The organism is Desulfuromonas sp. TF (assembly GCF_000472285.1).
Classification (GTDB): Bacteria; Desulfobacterota; Desulfuromonadia; order Desulfuromonadales; family ATBO01; genus ATBO01.
Map to the genome: position 1 here is coordinate 16,156 of NZ_KI421415.1, position 18,868 is coordinate 35,023.

Sequence of the window (18,868 nt, forward strand, 5' to 3'; positions counted from 1 at the left end):
CCTGAAAAAACGCCGTAACGCCGTAGGGCGGACTTTTTGCGACGCCATCATCAATGTTTATTTTCCAGCTTGCGCATATCCTTGGGATGCTTCTTTTCCATCAGACTCTGGACGACAAAGTGCATCCAGAGCAGACAGAGCAGCGACAGGGCGAACATGAATATCCAGCAGCTGGTCCACAGACCGGTCCACTGCAGCATATAGCCGAAGATGATCGGGCAGAAAAAGCCTCCGAGACCGCCGAGAACACCCACCATGCCGCCAACCACTCCAACCTCTTCCGGAAAGTAGTCGGGAATAAGTTTGTAGACCGCGGCCTTTCCGATCCCCCAGATGCTGCCGAGGAGGATGACCAGTATGGCGAAGATCCAGACGTTGGCCTGGAAATAAATCTTGGTCACGCCCTTGGCGAGCAGCTCTTTCTTCCTCACTTCCTGCCCGGTTTCGACCACTGGCTCCTGCCAGGTCTGCTTGCTCGGCAGAATCAGCATCCGGTCGTCGAACGCCTCCGCAGGCGGCTTTTCCTTAAGGGCGTAGGACGTTCCGTTCAGGGTGATGGAAGTGGCAGTCGCCTCCTCGACGACTCCGGAGCGCTTGGCCATGATGCCGCGACCCGGAGAGTAGATTTCCATCCTGGGCATGATGAGCAGAAAGCTGATCAGGGTCGAGGTGCCCAGCACCCAGAACATGACCTTTCGGCCGCCGTACTTGTCAGACATCCACCCGCCCAATGCCCGGATCACCCCGGAAGGGAGACTGAAAGCCGAGGCGAAAATTCCGGCGGTCACCAGCGGAAGGTAGTAGACATTGACGAAATAGGGGACAAGCCACTGGGAGAAAGCCACGAAGCAGCCGAATACAAGAAAGTAGTACAGCCCGAATCGCCAGACGCGGAGATCCTTCAGGGGTGCCAGCATTTGGACGAAATTTTTCCCGGAGCTCGCCGGCTTCTTGTTCTCGGCAAAGAGGAAGAAGATGACCCCCATCGCCGCCAGCATCATGGCGTAATAAACGGGCAGCTGCCGCCACCCTTCGAGATTGGCGCCGTGATCGGTCAAGCGATTCAGGAGGGTCGGAGCGAGAAGCGTGGTCAGCGCAGCGCCGGCATTGCCCGCCCCGAAGATACCGAGGGCCGTTCCCTGGCGATGCCGAGGATACCATACGGATGAGAAGGCGATGCCGATGGAAAAGCTCACCCCCGCCAGGCCGAAGCCGAAGCTGCACAAGGCAAAAGTGGCGAAGCTGTCCGCCTTCGACAGCAGGTACATGGGAACAGCGCAGATGAAGAGCAGGGTGCCGTAGACCGGCTTGCCTCCGAACTTATCGGTGAGCATGCCGGCGGGGAGTCGGAAGATCGAGCCGGTGAGGACGGGAATCCCCATCAGCCAGCCGATCTCCACCGGTCCCCATTTGAAAACCTGGTTGTCGGCCAGGAAGGTCACCAGGACGCCGTTGAACATCCAGGCGGCAAAACAGACGGTAAACGCCAGAGTGTTGAGAAAAAGGATCTTATGGGATTTTGCCGTCGCGACCTTTTCCATTTATCCTCCCAAACCAATTCACAAAAAACAAACAAACTGAAGTCACATTCGTAATCACGCGAAGTCGCGAAAAAATTTTTTTTTAAATTCGCATCTTCGCGCCTTCGCGTGATCCTGATTACATAGTGCGGCCGCGCTGGCGGTACCAGATCACCACCTGGTAGGGGCGCGACAGATAGCTCAGCGGAATGCTGACGACGTGGACCAGCCTGGAAAAGGGAAACAGTGAGATCAGCACGAAGGCGTTGACGGCGTGTATCTTGACCACGGCGGGGGTGACCGCCAGATACTGGACCTGGGGATCGAAGCGCACCAGCGACCAGAGCCAGGGGGTGGCGGTATAGACATACCAGGAAGAGCCCCAGCGCAGGGTGAAGGCGATGTAGACGCCGGTGGCCACCTGCAGCACCAGGCTGGCGAGCAGCAGCCAGTCGACGGTAGAGGTTACCGTTGCCACCCGGGCATCTCCGGCCCGCCGGTACATCATCAGGACCAGGCTGATCAGGGCGCATACGCCGAGGGCGAGTCCCGTCAACTCGAGAAGATATAGCCGCACCGGTTTTCCGAGCAACTGGCCCCATGCGCCCGGCAGCAGGAACGCCAGCAGGTGGGCGAGCAGGATGAGGATGATGGCATAATGCCACGGAACCCCGCCCCAGAACTGCATCCGATTCTCCAGGAACTGGGACGACTGGGAGGACCAGGAGTAGCGTTCGACGAAGTAGCGATAGAGCCCGACGCTCACCGCCAGGGCAACGGCCACGTAGGGAAACACGCCGAAAAGAATGAGGTCCATCATTGGGCAATCTCCTCTTTCAGGGTCAGGGCGTCTTCAGACCCGACCGTCTGTTGCAGGTATGTCTTGAGGGCGCCGAGGAGGGAGCCGTAAGGGTTGTCGACGGACACCCCTTCAAGCCCCTTTTCCAGGGCCGGCAGCAGACCGTCGGCGGCGAGATCGAGCCAGATCCGCTCGTCGCTTACGTGGGACATGAATCGCAGGACTTCGCGATAATGATCCGCCAGCTCACCCTCGGCGGTGAAGCCGTGAGTGCGGTAAACCTCCTGGAGTCCTACCAGGAAGCGGCTGCGCTGATATCCTTCCCCGCACAGCTGGTAGCCCAGGTAGGGAGAGCACTGGGGCTGCAGATCGAAAGTCAGGGTGTAGAGCTCCTCGAGCCGGTCAGGGGCGGTGGCGGCGGCAAAGCCGTGGAAGATTTCCAGCGGACGGGCCGCCTCAGGATAATCCGCGGCGAGATGTCCGGTCAGGTCGGAAGCGAAGCCGGCTACCTGCGGACGGGGGTAGTCGATAAGTTCGGCGAACAGGCCGCAAATCCGGTGATGGTTTTCCATTTCCGCTCCTTTCTACCAGCGCCGTTTGGGGGGACGTCGGGTGCCGAAGCCCCCCTCGCCCTTTCGGGTCTGCGGGTCCTCGGTGGCCTCGATCCCTTGCTCGCGCTGCATGGGCGGCACTGCCATGCGTTCTTTGAAGCCCGCAAGAGAAGTCAGGCGATAGACGGCATCGGCCTGTTCCGGGGATATTCCGGCAGACTCGAAGACCTTTCGGGTTTCGGCTTCGGGCAGGTCGTCCACGGTCTCGGCCCGACGCTGCAGGCGCACCGCCATGAGCTTGCGGTAGACCGCCTCGACTTCCGCCTCGTTGCCGGCGGAGAACAGGCCGGCGAGATACCGGATCGGCAGGCGCGCCTGTTCCAGGGAACTGAAGAAGTCGTCGCCCAGCCGCGTCATCCCCTCTCCGGAGGTGGAGAGAACCGGCAGCAGCGGCGGCACGTAAAAGAGCATCGGCAGGGTGCGGAATTCGGGGTGCAGGGGCAGCGCCAGCTTCCACTCCTTGACGAAGCGGTAAACCGGCGAATTCTGCGCGGCGGCGATCACCTTGTCGTCGATGCCGTTCTTTTTCGCCGCGGCCACCACTTCTGGATCATGGGGGTTGAGAATCATCTCCCGCTGCGCCGCCACCAGTTCGGCATCTGGGCGTTTGGCCATCTCCTCGATGCGGTCGGCGTCGTACAGGAGCACCCCGAGATAGCGGATGCGTCCGACGCAGGAATGGAAGCAGGCCGGGGCCTCGCCGCATTCCTGGCGGGGATAGCAGAGGATGCATTTTTCCGATTTCCCGGAGGACCAGGCGTAGTAGGTCTTTTTGTAAGGACAACCCGAGACGCACATCCGCCAGCCGCGGCACTTGTCCTGGCTGATCAGGACGATGCCGTCTTCGCCGCGCTTGTAGATGGCGCCCGAAGGACACGCGGCGACGCAGCCGGCATTCGCGCAGTGATTGCAGATGCGCGGCAGGTAGAAGAAGACCATCCGCTCCAGAGCGAAGAGCTGTTGCTGCTCTTTCTCGGAGAGGGTCTTGAAAGTCGGGTCGTTGGCGGCATAAACGTTAGACCCGCCGAGATCATCGTCCCAGTTGGGACCGGCCTCGATCTTCATGTCCCGGCCGCTGACCATGGACACAGGGCGGGCGGCAGGCTGGTCGGAACCTTCCGGCGCATTGAACAATTCGTTGTAGCGGTAGGTCCAGGGCTCGTAATAGTCGTCCATGGTCGGCAGGCTCGGGTTATGGAAGATGTTGCCGAGAGTCGCTGCGCGCCCCCCCATCTTCAGCCGCAGCTGCTCTCCCGCCTTCTCCCACCCGCCGCGGTATTTTTCCTGATCTTCCCAAAGGGTCGGATAGCCGGTGCCGGGCTTGGTCTCGACATTGTTCCACCACATGTACTCGGCGCCGCGCCGGTCGGTCCAGATGTTCTTGCAGGCGATGCTGCAGGTATGACAGCCGATGCACTTGTCAAGATGGAAGACGGAGGCTGTTTGGGAACGTACATTCATTGTTTATTCTCCAATTCCTTAAAAGAATCCAGGAGACAGACGTCGGATTGAAGGAGGAATATTTTCATCACCATTGCGGCTCCCCTTCCAGCTTGCGCACCAGGATGAAGGTGTCGCGGTTGGCGCCGGTCGGCCCCCAGTAGTTGAAACCGTAGGTGAACTGTCCGTAGCCCCCCATCATCAGATTCGGCTTGAGGCGGGTGCGGATCAGGCTGTTGTGGACGCCTGCCCGCTTATTTCCGCGCAGGGTGGATTTAGGGACGCTGGTCCGCTCCGGAGCGTGATAGAGAAAGGCGATGCCGCGCGGCATGCGGGCGCTCACCACCGCCCGGGTCACCACCACCCCATGGTCGTTGTAGACCTCCACCCAATCGTTGTCGACCACCCCGATCTCTTCGGCATCCTTATGGTTGATCCAGAAGGGATGGCAGCCGCGCGACAGGGTCAGCATGCGCTGGTTGTCGCCGAAGGTGCTGTGGATTCCCCATTTGCCGTGCGGCGTGAGGTAGTTGAGGGTGATGGTTTTCCCCTCGGGACGGCTGGCGACGAGGTCCTGCAGCGGTCCGGCGTCGGGCTTGGGCTTGTAGGTCGGCAGGTTCTCGCCAAACGCGATATACCCCTCGTGATCGAGATAAAAGTGCTGCCGCCCGGTCAGGGTCCGCCAGGGGACGAGCCGGTCCACGTTCAGGCTGTAGGCGCTGTAGGCACGCCCATTGTTTGTGAGCCCCGACCAGCAGGGGCTGGTCAGAAGGCGTCGCGGCTGACGGGCGAGGTCGCTGAAGTTGGTGCGGACCGCGCGGGTGTCCTGCGCCAGGTCGGCCAGAGGCAGCCCGACCTTCTGTTCTTTGACCGTAAAGGCGCGGTGGGCCGCTTCTCCGTTCGTTTCGGGGGCCAGGTGCAGGATAAGGTTGGCCGCATCGACGGCATTGGCCACCGAAGGGTAGCGCTCTTCGCCCCACGTCTGGACCGGTCCATTCTCAAGCAGTTCGTCGTACATGTCCTCGATGGCCCAGGAAAGACCATGCGCGCCGATACCGTTCTTTCGCGCCTGAGGTCCGAAGGAGACGAAGCGCTTGAACAGGTTGGCGTAGTCGCGCTCCACCACCACCAGGTTGGGCATGGTTTTCCCGGGGATCGGCTCGCACTCCCCCTTGCTCCAGTCGCGGATGGTCGGCTGGGCGATTTCCGCCGGCGTATCGTGCTGCAGCGGCACCGCCACCAAGTCCTTGACCGGCTCGGGGAAGTGGGTCTCGGCCAGGGCGCTGACCTTCTCGGCGATGGTCTTGAAGATGTCCCAGTCGCTCTTGGCTTCCCAGCAGGGCGGAACAGCGGCCTGCAGGGGATGAATGAAGGAGTGCATGTCGGTGCTCGACAGGTCGTCCTTTTCGTACCAGGTTGCGGTGGGCAGGACGATATCCGAATAGAGGGCGCTGGTGTCCATGCGGAAGTTGATGTCGACCACCAGGTCGAGTTTCCCCTTCGGGGCTTCCTCGTGCCAGACCGCCTCCTTGACCGATTCCCCGGCTGTCTCGGGGGCGATGACATTGTGATGGGTGCCGAGGTAATGCTTGAGGAAATATTCATGCCCCTTGGCGCTGGAGGAGAGGGCGTTTCCGCGCCAGATGTACCACAGCCGCGGCCAGTTTTCTGGCGCATCGGGATCTTCGACGGCGAACTTGAGCTTCTTCTCCTTGAGCTGCTTCACCGCCCAGTCAACGACCTCCTGATCGCTTTCGGCTCCGTCGGCGCGGGCCTGCTCCACCATGCCGAGGGAGTTGCGGTCGAATTGGGGGTAGAAAGGAAGCCATCCGAGGCGCACCGCCCGCACCTGGTGATCCATGGTGTGACCTTCGGTGATGTGGTTGCGCTCGGCGACGCGATTGATCAGCGCCTCGTCTGCGGTGCGCTCGTAACGCCACTGGTCGCTGTGCACGTAGTGGAAGGACGGGGCGTTCTGGAAGCGCGGCGGCTTGCTCCAGTCAAGGGCCGCCGACAAGGTCGACCAGGGAGCGATGGGAGCCAGTTTCTCCTGGCCCACATAGTGATTGAGGCCGCCGCCGTTTTTCCCCACGCATCCGCAGAGCATCAATCCGACGATGCCGGCACGGTAGGTAAGGTTGGCATGGTACCAGTGGTTGATGCCGGCGCCGATGATGATCGAACACTTTCCTTCGGTCTTCTCAGCGGTGGATGCCCACTCGCGGGCGAACTGGATGACGTTGGCGCGGTCTATGCCGGTGTACTTCTCCTGCCAGGCCGGGGTGTAGGCGGCGCCGTCGTCGTCGTAGGTCTTCGGATAATCGCCTGCGAGACCCCGGGCGACGCCGAACTGGGCCATCAGCAGGTCGTAGATCGAGGCGACGCGAACGGTCCCCCCGGCTGTTTCCAAAGTGCGCACCGGCACGCCGCGCCGGGCCTTCTTCTCCTCGGCGAAGTCGGTGAAGACCACGCTGCACACCTCATCGCTCCGATCGAGAAAGGTAAGCGCCGGAGCAATTTCGGACCCGTCGAGACCGTCCTTGAGCTCCAGGTTCCACTGCCCCTTCTGCTGCTGCCAGCGGAAGCCGAGGGTCCCCAGGGGCATGCGCGGGGCATCGCTCGTCTCGTCCCATACCAGGTACTTGAAGTCGCCGTTCTCCGCTTCACCGTAGCGCTCCAGGCTGGAGGCGGCAAGCATCCGCCCCGGGCGCCAGGCGCCGTCCTCGCCCTTGTCGAGGGCGACGAGGAAGGGGCTGTCGGTGTAGCGCTTGAGGTAATTGAGGAAGTAAGGGGTCTGGCGGGCGTGGTGGAACTCGGTGAGGATGACGTGGTTGGCCGCCATCCAGAAGGCGCCGTCCTGGCCGGCGTGGGCCGGAATCCACCAGTCCGCATACTTGGAGGTCATGCTGTAGTCGGGCGAGAGGACCACCATCTTCGAACCGTTGTGGCGGGCCTGGGCCGCGAAATGGACGTCCGGCGTACGGGTCATGCTCAGGTTCGAGCCCATGGCCACGATGTACTTGCTGTTGTACCAGTCGGCGCTCTCGGCGACGTCGGTCTGTTCGCCCCAGATCTCCGGAGAGGCGTTGGGCAGGTCGCAGTACCAGTCGTAGAAGCTGAGATTGACACCGCCGAGAAGCTGCAGAAAACGCGAGCCCCCGGCGTAGCTGAGCATCGACATGGCCGGTATCGGCGAGAAGCCGATCACCCGGTCAGGGCCATACTTGGCAATGGTGTGGATGGTGGAGGCGGCGATGATCTCCAGGGCTTCATCCCAGGTGGCGCGGCGGAATCCGCCTTTGCCGCGGGCCTGCTGATAACGCCTGCGGCTCGCCTCGTCGTCGACGATTGACGCCCAGGCCGCCACGGGGTCCTGATGCTTTGCCTTCGCGTCCCGCCACAGGTCGACGAGGGCTCCGCGCAGGTAGGGGTACTTGATCCGCAGCGGGCTGTAAACGTACCAGGAGGTGGAAATCCCCCGCTGGCATCCCCGCGGCTCATAAGCGGGTATCCCTTCTTCCAGTCGCGGATAGTCTGTCGCCTGCATCTCCCAGGCGACGATGCCGTCCTTGACGTGGACGTTCCAGGAGCAGCTCCCGGTGCAGTTGACGCCGTGAGTGCTGCGTACCACCTTGTCGTGCTGATAGCGGTTACGGTAGAACTCTTCCCATCCTCGTGCCTTGGGGTTGATAATATCCTTGATCCAGCTCATCTTATTTCACCTTATCCTCTCGGGTTGCCTTTTCGACCAGGGACCGTCGCACCGTGCTCAGGCGACCGCGCCAGATCACCATGGCCAGGATCAGCAGAAGGATAACCCCCGCCCCTGTCTGCAACCCCAGAGCCGTGTTGATTTGTACCGGTTCGTTGCCTGTAACTTCAGCAAAAAAGGCCATCAGGTCGGCCTGTTCGGAAGGAGTCAGGGGCCGTTCGGAGTAAATCGGCTCCATGCTCGGAAACGGCAGGGATTCGAGGATGGAGGCCACCCCTTCGGGACCGTAATCTTCATAGATGCCGGTGAGGTCGACACCGAAATTGGCTCCGCCGGCGGCTCCGAAGCCGGCGATCCCGTGACAGGCCAGACAGGGGGCTCCCCCTCTTTCCATGGGCAGAGCTCCCGAGTACAAAGCCCGGCCCCTCTCTTTGTTACCTTCGGCGAGGTCTGGCGCCGGTGGAGCGACCTTTTCCTCCGCTGCGGCGTGCTCTTCTTCACTGGGAATCTTCAGATAGGCGAGGAGCGCTTCGGCTTCCTCCTCGGAGACGTCGAGATCGGGCATTCGCAGTTTGTATTTTTCCAGCATCTCGGCGGCTGCCGGATCCCCGGAATCAAGCACCTCGTCAGGATGGCGGATGATCTGGATCAGCCATTGACGATCCCGTCGTTCGGTCACCCCGGCGAGGTCGGGCCCGGTAGGCCTGTCGCCCTCGCCGACGGTATGACAGGAGACGCATTTCTCCTGAAAGATATGCTCGCCCTGTTCCGCCAGTTTAGCCAGCTCTTCTCCATCAGCTTGGGCTCCGGCCAAGTTCGGAACGGCAGCGGCCAGGAACGCCGCGCATATCGCAACGGCCCTCCAACTAAATCGCCTTTTATTCATGGGGACACCTCTTTGAGAACCAAAAGGATCGTTCTTGATGACAACACCTGCCCGGTTTTTCGGCAGTATGACGGGAATTGGTCTTTTTAAAAACTATCTGCTTCGGCCACTTTATTAAAACACTTTTTTATTATTGTATTTGACTTACGTCAAAAAATCGATCGCAGAAAGCAAATTTTCTACCCTGGATAATAAAAACATCCCCCGCCCCCTCCGGGAATCCACCCGTTTGCTCCGAGAATCCCGCAGAAACCCAAAATGTTTTATAATGCTACCAACTTAAATCATGTTTGCAATTGGGAGAGTTCAATTTCCAGAGGATAACGGCGTCTTTTCTCAGAGGCTTTATTTTTCAACCTGCAACATGCCGCTGGACATAAAAAAAGTCCGGCTCATTGCACTGGATCTGAAAACGACCCTGTTCCGGATGGACATCGAATGGTTTTCGCATTGGAAACGAGGAGTTTGGAAGTCCTTCCTCTCTTTGCTTTTATATTCAAACAGCGGATTTATTCCAATTTCCTCCTGTTCGATGATGTACCTTCCTCTATCTTTACTTGAGCTGTGAAACGAACCTGATTATACTTCCCCCTTCTACTTTATCAGGAGAGTAACGAATGGAAGATCGCTGGTTCAGTGTTTTGTTCTTTGGCTGTTTCGCCGGGGCCGCCACCTTTGCCGGCATGTACCTGGTTCTGGTCCGCTCCGCCTGGAGCCGGCGCAACTCGGCCAACCTGGTCTCCTATGCGGCCGGCGTCCTTCTGGGGGTGGGCATTCTGCACGTCCTTCCGGAAGCCCAGGAGTTGAACGCACTGACACCTGTTTTTTTTCTGGTCGCCTTTGTCCTCTTCTATTTTCTCGAGCATCACCTTTTCTTTCACGCCGGCCATGAAGAACTGCACCACCTTAACCTTGAAATCGCCTCCAGCCACGAGGGGTGCTGCGCCAACCCGCATCCCCTCGGGGTGATCGCCTTTGCCGGCATGACCCTGCACTCGCTCATCGACGGGCTGATCATCGGCACCGGGTTCGAGGTGAGCGGCGAATTGGGCTTGCTCTCCGCCCTGGCCGTCATCGCCCACGAGGTTCCCGAAGGAGTAGCCATGCTGGCCATTCTTCTGCATTACGGCTATTCCCGCCGTTCGGCCATCCTTTTCGCATCGACCGTCGCTCTGGCCACCCCACTGGCAGCCGTCGTCAGCTACGCCCTGGCCAGGCAGGTGGACCCCTCATTGCTGGGCGCCCTCATGGCTCTGGCCGCCGGATCTTTCGTCTATATCGCCGCATCCGATCTGATTCCCGAATCCCACCGCGCACGGGGACTGGCGGGAAGCCTCTCCTTGTGCGGAGGAATCCTGACCGCCGCGGCGGCCGGCTGGATCGCTCACTAAAAAACGGGATCCTCACCGGGCACGAATGAAAAAAGGGAGCCCGAAAGCTCCCTTTTTTCCATGGATGGACCTGTCCGGCAGACGGATCAGTGAAAACGAACCTTTTTGACTCCCTCCAGGCGGGAGACGGCTTCCGGCAGAGCACTGCTCGTCTTACCCGCGCTATAGGAGAGGATGAAATCAAAACGAACCTCCCCGGCGGCATTATCCCGTTCCATCCCGAAATCGACGATCTGAAGTTTCTGCCCGGCCAGAAAGCGTTCCAGCCCCTCCCTTGCATTTTCTCCGTCGATGGAATGGACCACCAGGGTCCGGTAGCGGTCCTTCTTGAGAAACCGCTCAATGCGCTTGAGAAAGAGGAGATTGAACAGAGCCAGCGCGGTAACGACCACGGCCACCTGATAGAGACCCACCCCGACCGCCATTCCCAGCCCCGCAGCCAGCCAGAGGCAGGCGGCGGTGGTGAGTCCGCGTATCGCTTGGCGCTCCTTGATGATGGCTCCGGCGCCGAGAAAGCCGATGCCGGTAACGATCTGGGCCGCAACCCTTCCGGGATCGAGGCGGACCACCCCTTCGGCGCCAAGTTCCCCATATTTGACATGGAAATGTTCCGAGACGATCGTCATCAGGCAGGCGCCCATCGTCACCAGGACGTGGGTTCTGAAGCCGGCGGGACGGCCGTGAATCTCGCGTTCAAACCCGATCATCGCCCCCAGGACGGCCGCCAGCAGCACCCGGCCCAGCAGGATCATGTCATAATCGGATTGCCAATGCTGCAGCCACTCCATTACAAACCTCTGTTATGAAAACCTGTTAACCGCTTTCCGGACTGATCAAAAATGTCCAGATGCAAGGCGCCTGAAATCCTGAGGAATAAGGCGTACCGGAAGGTACGTCGTTGACGAAGGATGAGGGAAACGCCGCAGATGGGCGTTTTTCATCAGTCCTATCGGGCACATTCGGAGGGGTCGCCCTTGAGCTTGAGCAGGGCATGTTCCAGGGCGGGATAAACCACTTCCAGATTCTCTCGAACCCCTTTGGGACTGCCGGGGAGATTGATGATCATCGACTGTCGACGCACACCAGCCAGAGCCCGCGAAATCATGGCATGAGGGGTTTTCGCCATACTCGCCGCGCGCATGGCTTCGGCCATGCCGGGAATTTCCCGTTCGATGACCCTCGCGGTCGCTTCGGGGGTGATGTCGCGGGGTGAGAGGCCCGTCCCGCCGGTCGTCAGAATGAGGTCCACTCCGTCCTTATCCACCCATTCCACCAGGGTGGCGACGATCAGCTCCTCCTCATCGGGGATCACCTGGTAACGCACGATTTCCCCCAATGGAGCAACCATTTCCTGCAGGACCCTGCCGCTCTCATCTTCTCTTTCCCCGCGGGAGCCCTTGTCGGAGAGAGTCAGAACGCCGATGGTAAATCGCGCAGCCCCGTTCATTCCTTGTCCTCTTCCTTCTGAGGCTTGTCAACTACCCTTACCTCATCGCCCCTGGCGACTCCGCCACCCTCGAGGACCCTTGCGAAGATCCCCTCTTTGGGCATCACGCAGTCGCCAGCCTGGTAAAAGATGGCGCAGCGCTCATGGCAGATCTTGCCGATCTGAGTGATCTCCAGCAGGGCCGTTTCGCCGACCTGCAGGCGGGTCCCCACCGGCAGAGAACAGAGATCGATCCCCCGGGTGGTGAGATTTTCGGCAAAATCTCCCGGCCCCACATCGAGACCGGCGGCCAGCATCTTGTCGATGCTCTCCATGGCCAGCAGACTGACCTGCCGGTGCCAGTCGCCGCCGTGGCCGTCCCCTTCGAGTCCGAAGGCTTCCACCAGCCGGCCGCTGCCGACATCCTTTTTTCGCCCCCCTTTTCCGGGGCTGGTGCAGACGGCGATAATTTCTCCTTTGAGCATTTCCTTCTCCTATAACGTCGATGATGCGTATCCCGGAACGATCTTTCCCGAACCGTGGGGTCTTCGTGAATTGAGCACTCTTACTTTTTCCGCTGCTTCGCCATCAGCATCCGCCGCGCGTTGTTGACGATCACCTGGGATACTCCCCGACTTTTGGCCAGGCTCTTGATGTCCTTCTCGGTCAATATCTCCATGTATCGCAGGGCCTTGGGCAGCGGAGTGCGGGGATGGAGGATCAGCGCCTTTTTGATCTCGTAGCTCTTGACCCATTCCCTGTTGAGGGTAATGAGCCGGATCAGTTCTTCGCTGGCGCTCTTGTTCTTGGCCACAGCGAGCACCTCCCCATCGGTGATGCGGGGGTTCTTCAGCACTGCGGATGAAACCAGCTTGTTCGCATCCTTTAGAAAGATGTTGCGCCATTCCTTGTCCCCGGTGAGGGCCATTTTGATCTTTTCCGAAACCCCCATTTCGAGAGCCATCTGATACTTGGAAAGATTCTCTTCCTCCTCCGCCTCCGGGGATTCGCCTTCGGCATCGGCATCTTCCCCCCCCGGCTCCCCCGGCGCTTCATCCTCCGAAGGATTTTCTTCCTCTTCCCCGGTTCCCGGAGCTTCCTTGGGAGCAAGTCGCATTTTCAGGGAACGATCGGCCCGGGGATTGGAGAGAATGGCCTTAATGATCTCCGGCGATTTCCTCAGATGTTCCTCTCGGTCGGCAAGCAGACTGAGGATCGGCCCCCCTCCATTTTCGGCAATGTGAGACAGGGTGGCGGAACTCACGGCCGGGTTGCCCAGAAGAAGTTCGATCACTGCCCGTTCTTCAAGTCGCTGGCGACCGACAAAGTCGAGCAGATGGGGATGGCAGTCAGGGTCCCGCACGACAGGTGCAAGAATATCGGCGTCAAGTTCCTTGATGGTTTTGACGGACAGGCCCCTGATCTCCGGGTCGCCGCCGTGACGCAGAAAAAAAAGGGCCGTGACCAGGTCTCTTCCGGAGAGAGGGAGATCCCCCCGGGCGGCCTTCAGTTGCGCCTCGCGGGGGGATCCTTTGCCGACGATCCGGGCGACCTCAGGTGAAACCCTGAGACGCACGGTCTTGACGGTATCGCTCATGACAGATTCGCGGAAGGGAAATTCAAGGGTTTTTGACCACTATGGCGTCGAGGCCTGCCGTCCGCACCCGTTGGGCCGCCTTTTGGGCCGATTCCAGATCATCGAACCCCCCGAAGCTCAGAAGATAGAGGGGTATTTCGACCTGCGCGGATTCCTCCTCCACCCGGAGACCCTGCTTATAGAGACGATCGGCGAAAGAGCGCGCCTTGTCCAGGTTCTGGAAGGAAGCGGCATATACCGCCACTCTTCCATCGACGGGAAGAAAAAAAGCTTGCGAGGTCAACGGCTCGAGTTCCTCCATTTTCTTCTTCCCCTCTTCCGGAGAAAAAATACCGACCCGCAGTCGAGTCATATCCATCCATTTCATTTTCCGCACCACCTGCGGCTCGAAACCCGATTCCGTCACTTTTCTTTCAGCTCCGGCCAGATTGGAACGGAGGAGAAAGGCTCCCGCCGCAATAGTATAGATGCCCTTCGGGGCAGGCTGTTCCGACACTTCAGCGGGGGATGACATGGCCGACACTCTTCCGGAATCAGCCTGCACCGCCGCCAAACTTTTTTCCGGCTGGGCTTTTTCTTCCGCCGGCTTCGCGGTCTCTGGCGCCGGAACGTGCGGCGCCGACTCGTCGGCCGCCGGCATCGACTCCTTTTCAGCTGAAGGCGTTTCCTCGACCGGTTGGGGCGGGACGGCAATCGGCTGTTTCTTTGCAGCGACCTGGACGGGCGGCGGCGGTTCGGTATCCTCTGCCCCCAGCAGGAAGGAAAATCCGGAGGCTCCGACGGCAACGAGCAGCAGGACCAACAGGAGAATGCGCGTCATGGATCCTTTTCGACCATTATCGGAGCCCCCGGGGATTTCCGGGCTTGCCTCCTGCTCCATCCAGGAGATGTCTGAATCTGCTCCGGGCGAAGACTTCTCTTCATTTTTAAAGCTGAACTCTTCTTTATCGGTCATTCTTTAGTGTCTCCTCGGGTGAATTTACGCCCCTTTGTCGAGCTGGGCCAGGATTTTGCTCGTCAGATGCGACGGGACTTCCTCGTAATGGGAAAACTCCATGGTGAACAGGCCTCGATCGGAAGTCATGGACCGCAGTTCGGGGGCATACTTGAGAACTTCCGCCATCGGCACCTGCACGATCACGACCTGATTGCTGCCTTGGGGCTCCACCCCCAGAACCTTGCCCCGGCGCGAATTCATGTCGCCGATGACATCGCCGATACAGTCGTCGGGAACGGTTATTTCCATGTGCATGACAGGTTCCAGCAACACCGGGCCGGCCTGTTCCATGGCCCTTTTGAATGCCATAGAACCGGCGATCTTGAAAGCCATCTCCGAAGAATCGACCGAATGATGCGAACCGTCGTAGAGAGTGACCCGGAAATCCTGGACCGGATATCCGGCCAGGATGCCGTGCTTCATCGCGTCATGAATCCCCTTGTCCACCGCAGGGATAAACTGACGGGGGATAACCCCTCCGACAATCTTGTCGACGAACTCGTAGCCGGCACCTCGCTTCAGGGGCGCCAGTTCCACATGCACGTCGGCGAACTGGCCCCGGCCGCCCGACTGCTTCCTGTGACGGTAATGCTGTTTGATCGGCTTCGTGACGGTTTCGCGATAGGGGACCTTGGGCTCCTTGAGGATAACCTCGACGCCGAACTTGCGCTTAAGCTTCTCGACGGCCACCTCGACATGGACCTGCCCCATGCCGGAGAGGATCATCTCCTTGGTTTCCTCGTCGCGCTGAACCTGGAGGGTGGGGTCCTCTTCCATGAGCCGGTGCAGAGAACTCATGATCTTGTCTTCGTCCCCCTTGCTCTTGGCTTCCAGGGCGAAGGAGATCACCGGCTTCAGGGACAGCGGACTTTCGAAGACGATGGGACGGCCGCCATCGCACAGGGTGTCTCCCGTGACTGTTTCCTTGAGCTTGGCCACCGCGACGATATCGCCCGCCTCCGCTTCGCCGACCGGCTTCTGCTTCTTTCCCTCGAGCTCGAAGATCTGTCCGATCCGCTCGGTCGTTTCCTTGTTGGGATTGTAAACCACCGAATCGCTTTTGAGGGTTCCGGAATAGATTCTGAACAGAGAAAGCTTGCCGGCATAAGGATCGCTGATGGTCTTGAACACCATCGCCGAGAAGGGTTCGGCCGGGTCGGGCCGCCGCTGCTCGTCTTCACCGGTTTTAGGATTCTTGCCGTACTGAATCCCCTTGTCGATCGGGGAGGGAAGACAGTTGACGATAAAATTGAGCAGGTTGCGAACGCCGATATTGGCGGTGGCGCTGCCGCAGAGGACGGGAGTAAATACCTTCGTCAGGGTCCCTTCGCGCAGACCGCGAAGAATCTCCTCGGTACTCAGGGTCTCCCCCTCCAGATACTTCTCCATCAACTCGTCATCGGCCTCGGCCGCTGCTTCCACCATCGCGAGTCGCAGCCGGTCGGCCTCTTCCTGGTATTCGGCCGGGATGTCGGTCTCGTCGTAAGTGCCCGCTTCGTCAAACTTGAAGAAACGCGCCTTCATGTCGACCAGGTCGATGATTCCCTGGAAGTCGTGCTCGGCCCCTACCGGCATGCTCACGGCGACGGCCCGGGTCGAAAGGCTTTTCTGGATGTCATCGACCGCCTTGAGAAAATCGGCCCTCTCCCGATCCAGCTTGTTGACGAAGATGATGCGGGGGACCTCGAATTCGTTGGCCCACTCCCAGATCTTCAGTGTCTGCGCCTTGACTCCGTCCACGGCGGAAACCACCAGGACCGCACCGCCGAGAATCCGCATGCAGTTTCGGGTGTCATGGAGAAAGTTGGTGTAGCCTGGAGTATCGACTATATGGAGGCTGTGCCCTTTCCACTCGCAGTGATTGAGGCTGGAACTGATGGTGATTCCTCTTTTGATCTCCTCGGGCTCGAAATCCATCGTCGAGGTCCCCTCGTCCACCTTGCCGAGGCGGTCGGTCATCCCGGTATTGAAGAGGATGGCTTCGGTAAGAGAGGTTTTTCCCGCATCTCCCTGTGCGACAATTCCCAGATTACGAATCCTTGCCGTCTCGTACTTTCCCATGGTCTTTCCTTTCGCTCGGTCCCGGTGAGGGATTCTGGTTAAGGATCACGTTCAGGAAACAACGAACAACATGGCGGCATGCACTGCTACCGCTCTTATCGGCATATCCGGGCAGCAGTCTTTGACTGCGGCGATGAACCTTTGTAATTCAGGAAGCGGTCTTGTTTCGATCGTAGATGATCCGCAGCCCTTCCAGGGTAAGCGAAGGATCTACTTCGTCGATGGTCTGGGAAGCCGATGCGATCGATCCGGCAAGACCTCCGGTGGCGATCACCAGGGGGGTTTCCTTCGCCTCCTCCTTCATGCGGTTGACGATCCCGTCGACCAGCCCCACGTAACCATAGAAGATCCCCGACTGCATGCTGTTCACCGTATTTTTGGCGATCACCTGGGGCGGCCGGGAGAATTCCACCCTGGGCAGCTTGCTGGCCCGTTCGAAAAGTGCTTCGGCGGAAATTCCCAGCCCCGGAGCAATGGCGCCGCCCTGGTACTCGCCGCGGGCGGAAATGAAATCAAAGGTCGTCGCCGTGCCGAAATCCACAATGATGAGACAGCACCTCTTCTTTTCGTAGGCGGCCACCGCGTTGACAATGCGGTCGGCCCCCACTTCCCGAGGATTGTCGTACTGGATGGGCATCCCTGTCCTCACCCCGGGGCCCACGATATACGGCTTCAGTTTGAAATACTCCCGGCACATCTGCTCCAGGGTGTTGACCATGGGAGGAACGACGCTGGAGATGATGACATCCTTCACATCGGTGAAGTGAAATTCGGAAAGCTGGAACAGCTCATGAACGAGCATAGCATACTCATCCATGGTTCGTGACTTGTCGGTGTTGATGCGCCAGCTGCGAACAAGCTGATCTTCCCGGTACATGCCCAGAACGGTATTGGTATTGCCGACGTCGATGACTAGAAGCATGGTAAATCCGTGACTCGTGATCGGTGACTGACTGGTGACTCGTGACTGGTGACTTTTAAACCGGCCGCACATCGCCGGCCAACACCCTTTCCCGCATTCCATCCGGCAGGCGCAACAGCAGGGCGCCATCCTCGTCGATCCCCTCGGCACGCCCCCGAATGATGCGGTCCTGACAATCTACTTCTACCGTCATCCCCATGAGATCGCAAAGATTTTCCCAGTCGCTGATGACCTGGGAGAAACCCTGCTCCAGGAAAAGCAAATAATAATGATCGAGGCGCCGGAGGAGGGCGCGGGCGAAATCCAGGCGCGAAACCGGCGCCCCCTGCTCCAGAGCCACCGAGGTGGCGGGATAGCGCAGATCGGAGGGGAATTGCCCGGAACTCATATTGAGATTGACGCCGATCCCGAGAATGACGTAGTTGATCGATTCGGTTTCGGCGCTCATTTCGTTCAGAAGACCGGCCGTCTTTTTGCCCCCGATCAGTATATCATTGGGCCACTTGACGCGTGGTTTCAGGTCGGTGACGTCCTCGATTGCCCTGGCTACCGCCACCGCCGAGACGAAGGTGAGCTGGGTGGCGAATCGGGGAAAGATATCCGGGCGCAGCAGAACCGAGGTGTAAAGGTTCACCCCTGGCGGCGAAACCCATTGCCGGCCGCGCCGCCCCTTCCCCGCGACCTGGTGTTCGGCGATCACCACCGTGCCGTCGGGGGCGGCGGATTCGCCCAGTTCGTGGGCTCGAACATTGGTGGAATCGGTCTCCTCGAAATAGACCACCTCCCGCCCGATGAGCCGGGTCCCCAGTCCGCTCTGGATTTCCGCCGGGATCAGGGTGTCGGGGGCGGTAGCCAGCCGATAACCCCGGGAGGGCACCGCTTCTATGACATAACCAAGGTCGCGCAGCAGTTTGATCTGCTTCCAGACCGCGGTTCGGGATACCCCCAGGGATTGACTGAGTTCCTCCCCGGAGACGAACTCCTCCTCTCTTTGCCTGAACAGCCGGAGGATCTCTTCCCGTGCACCCTTGTTGGTCATGTCCATCCCTGCGTGATCAATCTGAAATGAGTCCTTCGTCCGCCGTCATGCCTACTGAAAAAGCATGGAGATGTCCACGGCCCTGTAGGAATGGGTGAGGGCGCCTACCGAGATGAGGTCGACTCCGGTTCCGGCGATTCCCCTCACCGTCTTCAGATTCACTCCGCCCGACGCTTCGGTCAGAGCCCTGCCGGCGACGACCTGTACCGCCTGGCGCAGGGTGTCCAATTCCATATTGTCGAGCAGGAGAATGTCCGCACCGGCTTCCAGCGCCTCTTCGACTTCCCCTAGATCCCGGGTTTCCACTTCTATTCGAAGGGTGTGGGATACGCTCTTGCGTGCCCTTTCAATGGCGACGGCGATCCCGCCCGCCGCGGCGGCGTGGTTTTGCGACGACCTGTACCGCCTGGCGCAGGGTGTCCAATTCCATATTGTCGAGCAGGAGAATGTCCGCACCGGCTTCCAGC

At 59.7% G+C, this 18,868-nt stretch carries 15 protein-coding genes and 1 pseudogene; 1 reads left to right on the forward strand and 15 read right to left on the reverse strand.

All coding sequences use genetic code 11. From position 1 onward, the window contains the following. Nucleotides 1-50: 50 nt before the first annotated feature. The 6 genes from DTF_RS0105845 to DTF_RS22110 all read right to left on the reverse strand — a co-directional run bounded on the left by DTF_RS0105845 (nt 51) and on the right by DTF_RS22110 (nt 8,968). Nucleotides 51-1,541: a nitrate/nitrite transporter gene (locus tag DTF_RS0105845; protein WP_027714570.1), complete on the reverse strand. Its 1,491-nt coding sequence runs from the start codon at nt 1,539-1,541 to the stop codon at nt 51-53. Nucleotides 1,542-1,659: 118 nt separating this feature from the next. Continuing rightward, nucleotides 1,660-2,340 (reverse strand): respiratory nitrate reductase subunit gamma, encoded by a 681-nt coding sequence (gene narI / locus DTF_RS0105850; protein ID WP_027714571.1) that lies wholly within the window; start codon nt 2,338-2,340, stop codon nt 1,660-1,662. Then, nucleotides 2,337-2,891, reverse strand: a complete 555-nt coding sequence (locus DTF_RS22105; RefSeq protein ID WP_051360981.1) for a nitrate reductase molybdenum cofactor assembly chaperone — start codon at nt 2,889-2,891, stop codon at nt 2,337-2,339. Before DTF_RS22105 ends, narI begins: the two co-directional genes overlap by 4 nt. 12 nt (nt 2,892-2,903) lie before the next feature. After that, nucleotides 2,904-4,391, reverse strand: a complete 1,488-nt coding sequence (gene narH / locus DTF_RS0105860; protein WP_027714572.1) for a nitrate reductase subunit beta — start codon at nt 4,389-4,391, stop codon at nt 2,904-2,906. 67 nt (nt 4,392-4,458) lie between these two features. Then, nucleotides 4,459-8,082 carry a nitrate reductase subunit alpha gene (locus DTF_RS0105865; RefSeq protein WP_027714573.1) on the reverse strand — a complete coding sequence of 1,208 codons (3,624 nt, stop codon included), beginning with the start codon at nt 8,080-8,082 and terminating at the stop codon, nt 4,459-4,461. A 1-nt stretch (nt 8,083) separates the two neighbouring features. After that, nucleotides 8,084-8,968, reverse strand: coding sequence for a cytochrome c (locus tag DTF_RS22110; protein WP_051360983.1), 885 nt, complete (start codon nt 8,966-8,968; stop codon nt 8,084-8,086). 617 nt (nt 8,969-9,585) lie between these two features. On the opposite strand from DTF_RS22110, the gene DTF_RS0105875 reads away from it, so the two are divergent. After that, on the forward strand, nt 9,586-10,359 hold the full coding sequence (locus DTF_RS0105875) for a ZIP family metal transporter (RefSeq protein WP_027714574.1): 774 nt from the start codon (nt 9,586-9,588) through the stop codon (nt 10,357-10,359). An 86-nt stretch (nt 10,360-10,445) separates the two neighbouring features. On the opposite strand, the gene DTF_RS0105880 is transcribed toward DTF_RS0105875, so the two are convergent. The 9 genes and pseudogenes from DTF_RS0105880 to DTF_RS27085 form a co-directional block, all read right to left on the reverse strand. Next, nucleotides 10,446-11,147: an MgtC/SapB family protein gene (locus DTF_RS0105880; RefSeq protein ID WP_035055937.1), complete on the reverse strand. Its 702-nt coding sequence runs from the start codon at nt 11,145-11,147 to the stop codon at nt 10,446-10,448. Between the two features lie 158 nt (nt 11,148-11,305). After that, complete coding sequence (locus DTF_RS0105885) at nt 11,306-11,806, reverse strand: molybdenum cofactor biosynthesis protein B (protein ID WP_027714576.1); 501 nt, start codon at nt 11,804-11,806, stop codon at nt 11,306-11,308. Beyond that, nucleotides 11,803-12,270, reverse strand: coding sequence for an MOSC domain-containing protein (locus DTF_RS0105890; protein ID WP_027714577.1), 468 nt, complete (start codon nt 12,268-12,270; stop codon nt 11,803-11,805). Before DTF_RS0105890 ends, DTF_RS0105885 begins: the two co-directional genes overlap by 4 nt. Nucleotides 12,271-12,350: 80 nt before the next feature. Next, complete coding sequence (locus DTF_RS25225) at nt 12,351-13,382, reverse strand: hypothetical protein (RefSeq protein WP_027714578.1); 1,032 nt, start codon at nt 13,380-13,382, stop codon at nt 12,351-12,353. A gap of 22 nt (nt 13,383-13,404) precedes the next feature. Continuing rightward, a complete protein-coding gene (locus DTF_RS0105900; protein WP_027714579.1) occupies nt 13,405-14,337 on the reverse strand; it encodes an SPOR domain-containing protein in 933 nt (310 codons plus the stop codon). Between the two features lie 24 nt (nt 14,338-14,361). Further along, nucleotides 14,362-16,440, reverse strand: a complete 2,079-nt coding sequence (gene fusA / locus DTF_RS0105905; protein WP_027714580.1) for an elongation factor G — start codon at nt 16,438-16,440, stop codon at nt 14,362-14,364. 148 nt (nt 16,441-16,588) lie between these two features. Then, the gene (locus DTF_RS0105910) at nt 16,589-17,362 is read right to left on the reverse strand and encodes a type III pantothenate kinase (RefSeq protein ID WP_027714581.1); all 774 of its coding nucleotides are present in this window, start codon (nt 17,360-17,362) and stop codon (nt 16,589-16,591) included. Between the two features lie 55 nt (nt 17,363-17,417). Continuing rightward, a complete protein-coding gene (locus DTF_RS0105915; protein WP_027714582.1) occupies nt 17,418-18,401 on the reverse strand; it encodes a biotin--[acetyl-CoA-carboxylase] ligase in 984 nt (327 codons plus the stop codon). Between the two features lie 51 nt (nt 18,402-18,452). After that, nucleotides 18,453-18,791 (reverse strand): annotated as a pseudogene (locus tag DTF_RS27085) (nicotinate-nucleotide diphosphorylase (carboxylating)); the annotation flags it as partial. Nucleotides 18,792-18,868 lie beyond the last annotated feature (77 nt).

Coding starts and splice junctions, on each gene's coding strand:
- DTF_RS0105845 (WP_027714570.1), bottom strand. CDS start 1,541: ATGGAAAAGGTCGCGACGGCAAAATCCCATAAGATCCTTTTTCTCAAC.
- narI (WP_027714571.1), bottom strand. CDS start 2,340: ATGATGGACCTCATTCTTTTCGGCGTGTTTCCCTACGTGGCCGTTGCC.
- DTF_RS22105 (WP_051360981.1), bottom strand. CDS start 2,891: ATGGAAAACCATCACCGGATTTGCGGCCTGTTCGCCGAACTTATCGAC.
- narH (WP_027714572.1), bottom strand. CDS start 4,391: ATGAATGTACGTTCCCAAACAGCCTCCGTCTTCCATCTTGACAAGTGC.
- DTF_RS0105865 (WP_027714573.1), bottom strand. CDS start 8,082: ATGAGCTGGATCAAGGATATTATCAACCCCAAGGCACGAGGATGGGAA.
- DTF_RS22110 (WP_051360983.1), bottom strand. CDS start 8,968: ATGAATAAAAGGCGATTTAGTTGGAGGGCCGTTGCGATATGCGCGGCG.
- DTF_RS0105875 (WP_027714574.1), top strand. CDS start 9,586: ATGGAAGATCGCTGGTTCAGTGTTTTGTTCTTTGGCTGTTTCGCCGGG.
- DTF_RS0105880 (WP_035055937.1), bottom strand. CDS start 11,147: ATGGAGTGGCTGCAGCATTGGCAATCCGATTATGACATGATCCTGCTG.
- DTF_RS0105885 (WP_027714576.1), bottom strand. CDS start 11,806: ATGAACGGGGCTGCGCGATTTACCATCGGCGTTCTGACTCTCTCCGAC.
- DTF_RS0105890 (WP_027714577.1), bottom strand. CDS start 12,270: ATGCTCAAAGGAGAAATTATCGCCGTCTGCACCAGCCCCGGAAAAGGG.
- DTF_RS25225 (WP_027714578.1), bottom strand. CDS start 13,382: ATGAGCGATACCGTCAAGACCGTGCGTCTCAGGGTTTCACCTGAGGTC.
- DTF_RS0105900 (WP_027714579.1), bottom strand. CDS start 14,337: ATGACCGATAAAGAAGAGTTCAGCTTTAAAAATGAAGAGAAGTCTTCG.
- fusA (WP_027714580.1), bottom strand. CDS start 16,440: ATGGGAAAGTACGAGACGGCAAGGATTCGTAATCTGGGAATTGTCGCA.
- DTF_RS0105910 (WP_027714581.1), bottom strand. CDS start 17,362: ATGCTTCTAGTCATCGACGTCGGCAATACCAATACCGTTCTGGGCATG.
- DTF_RS0105915 (WP_027714582.1), bottom strand. CDS start 18,401: ATGACCAACAAGGGTGCACGGGAAGAGATCCTCCGGCTGTTCAGGCAA.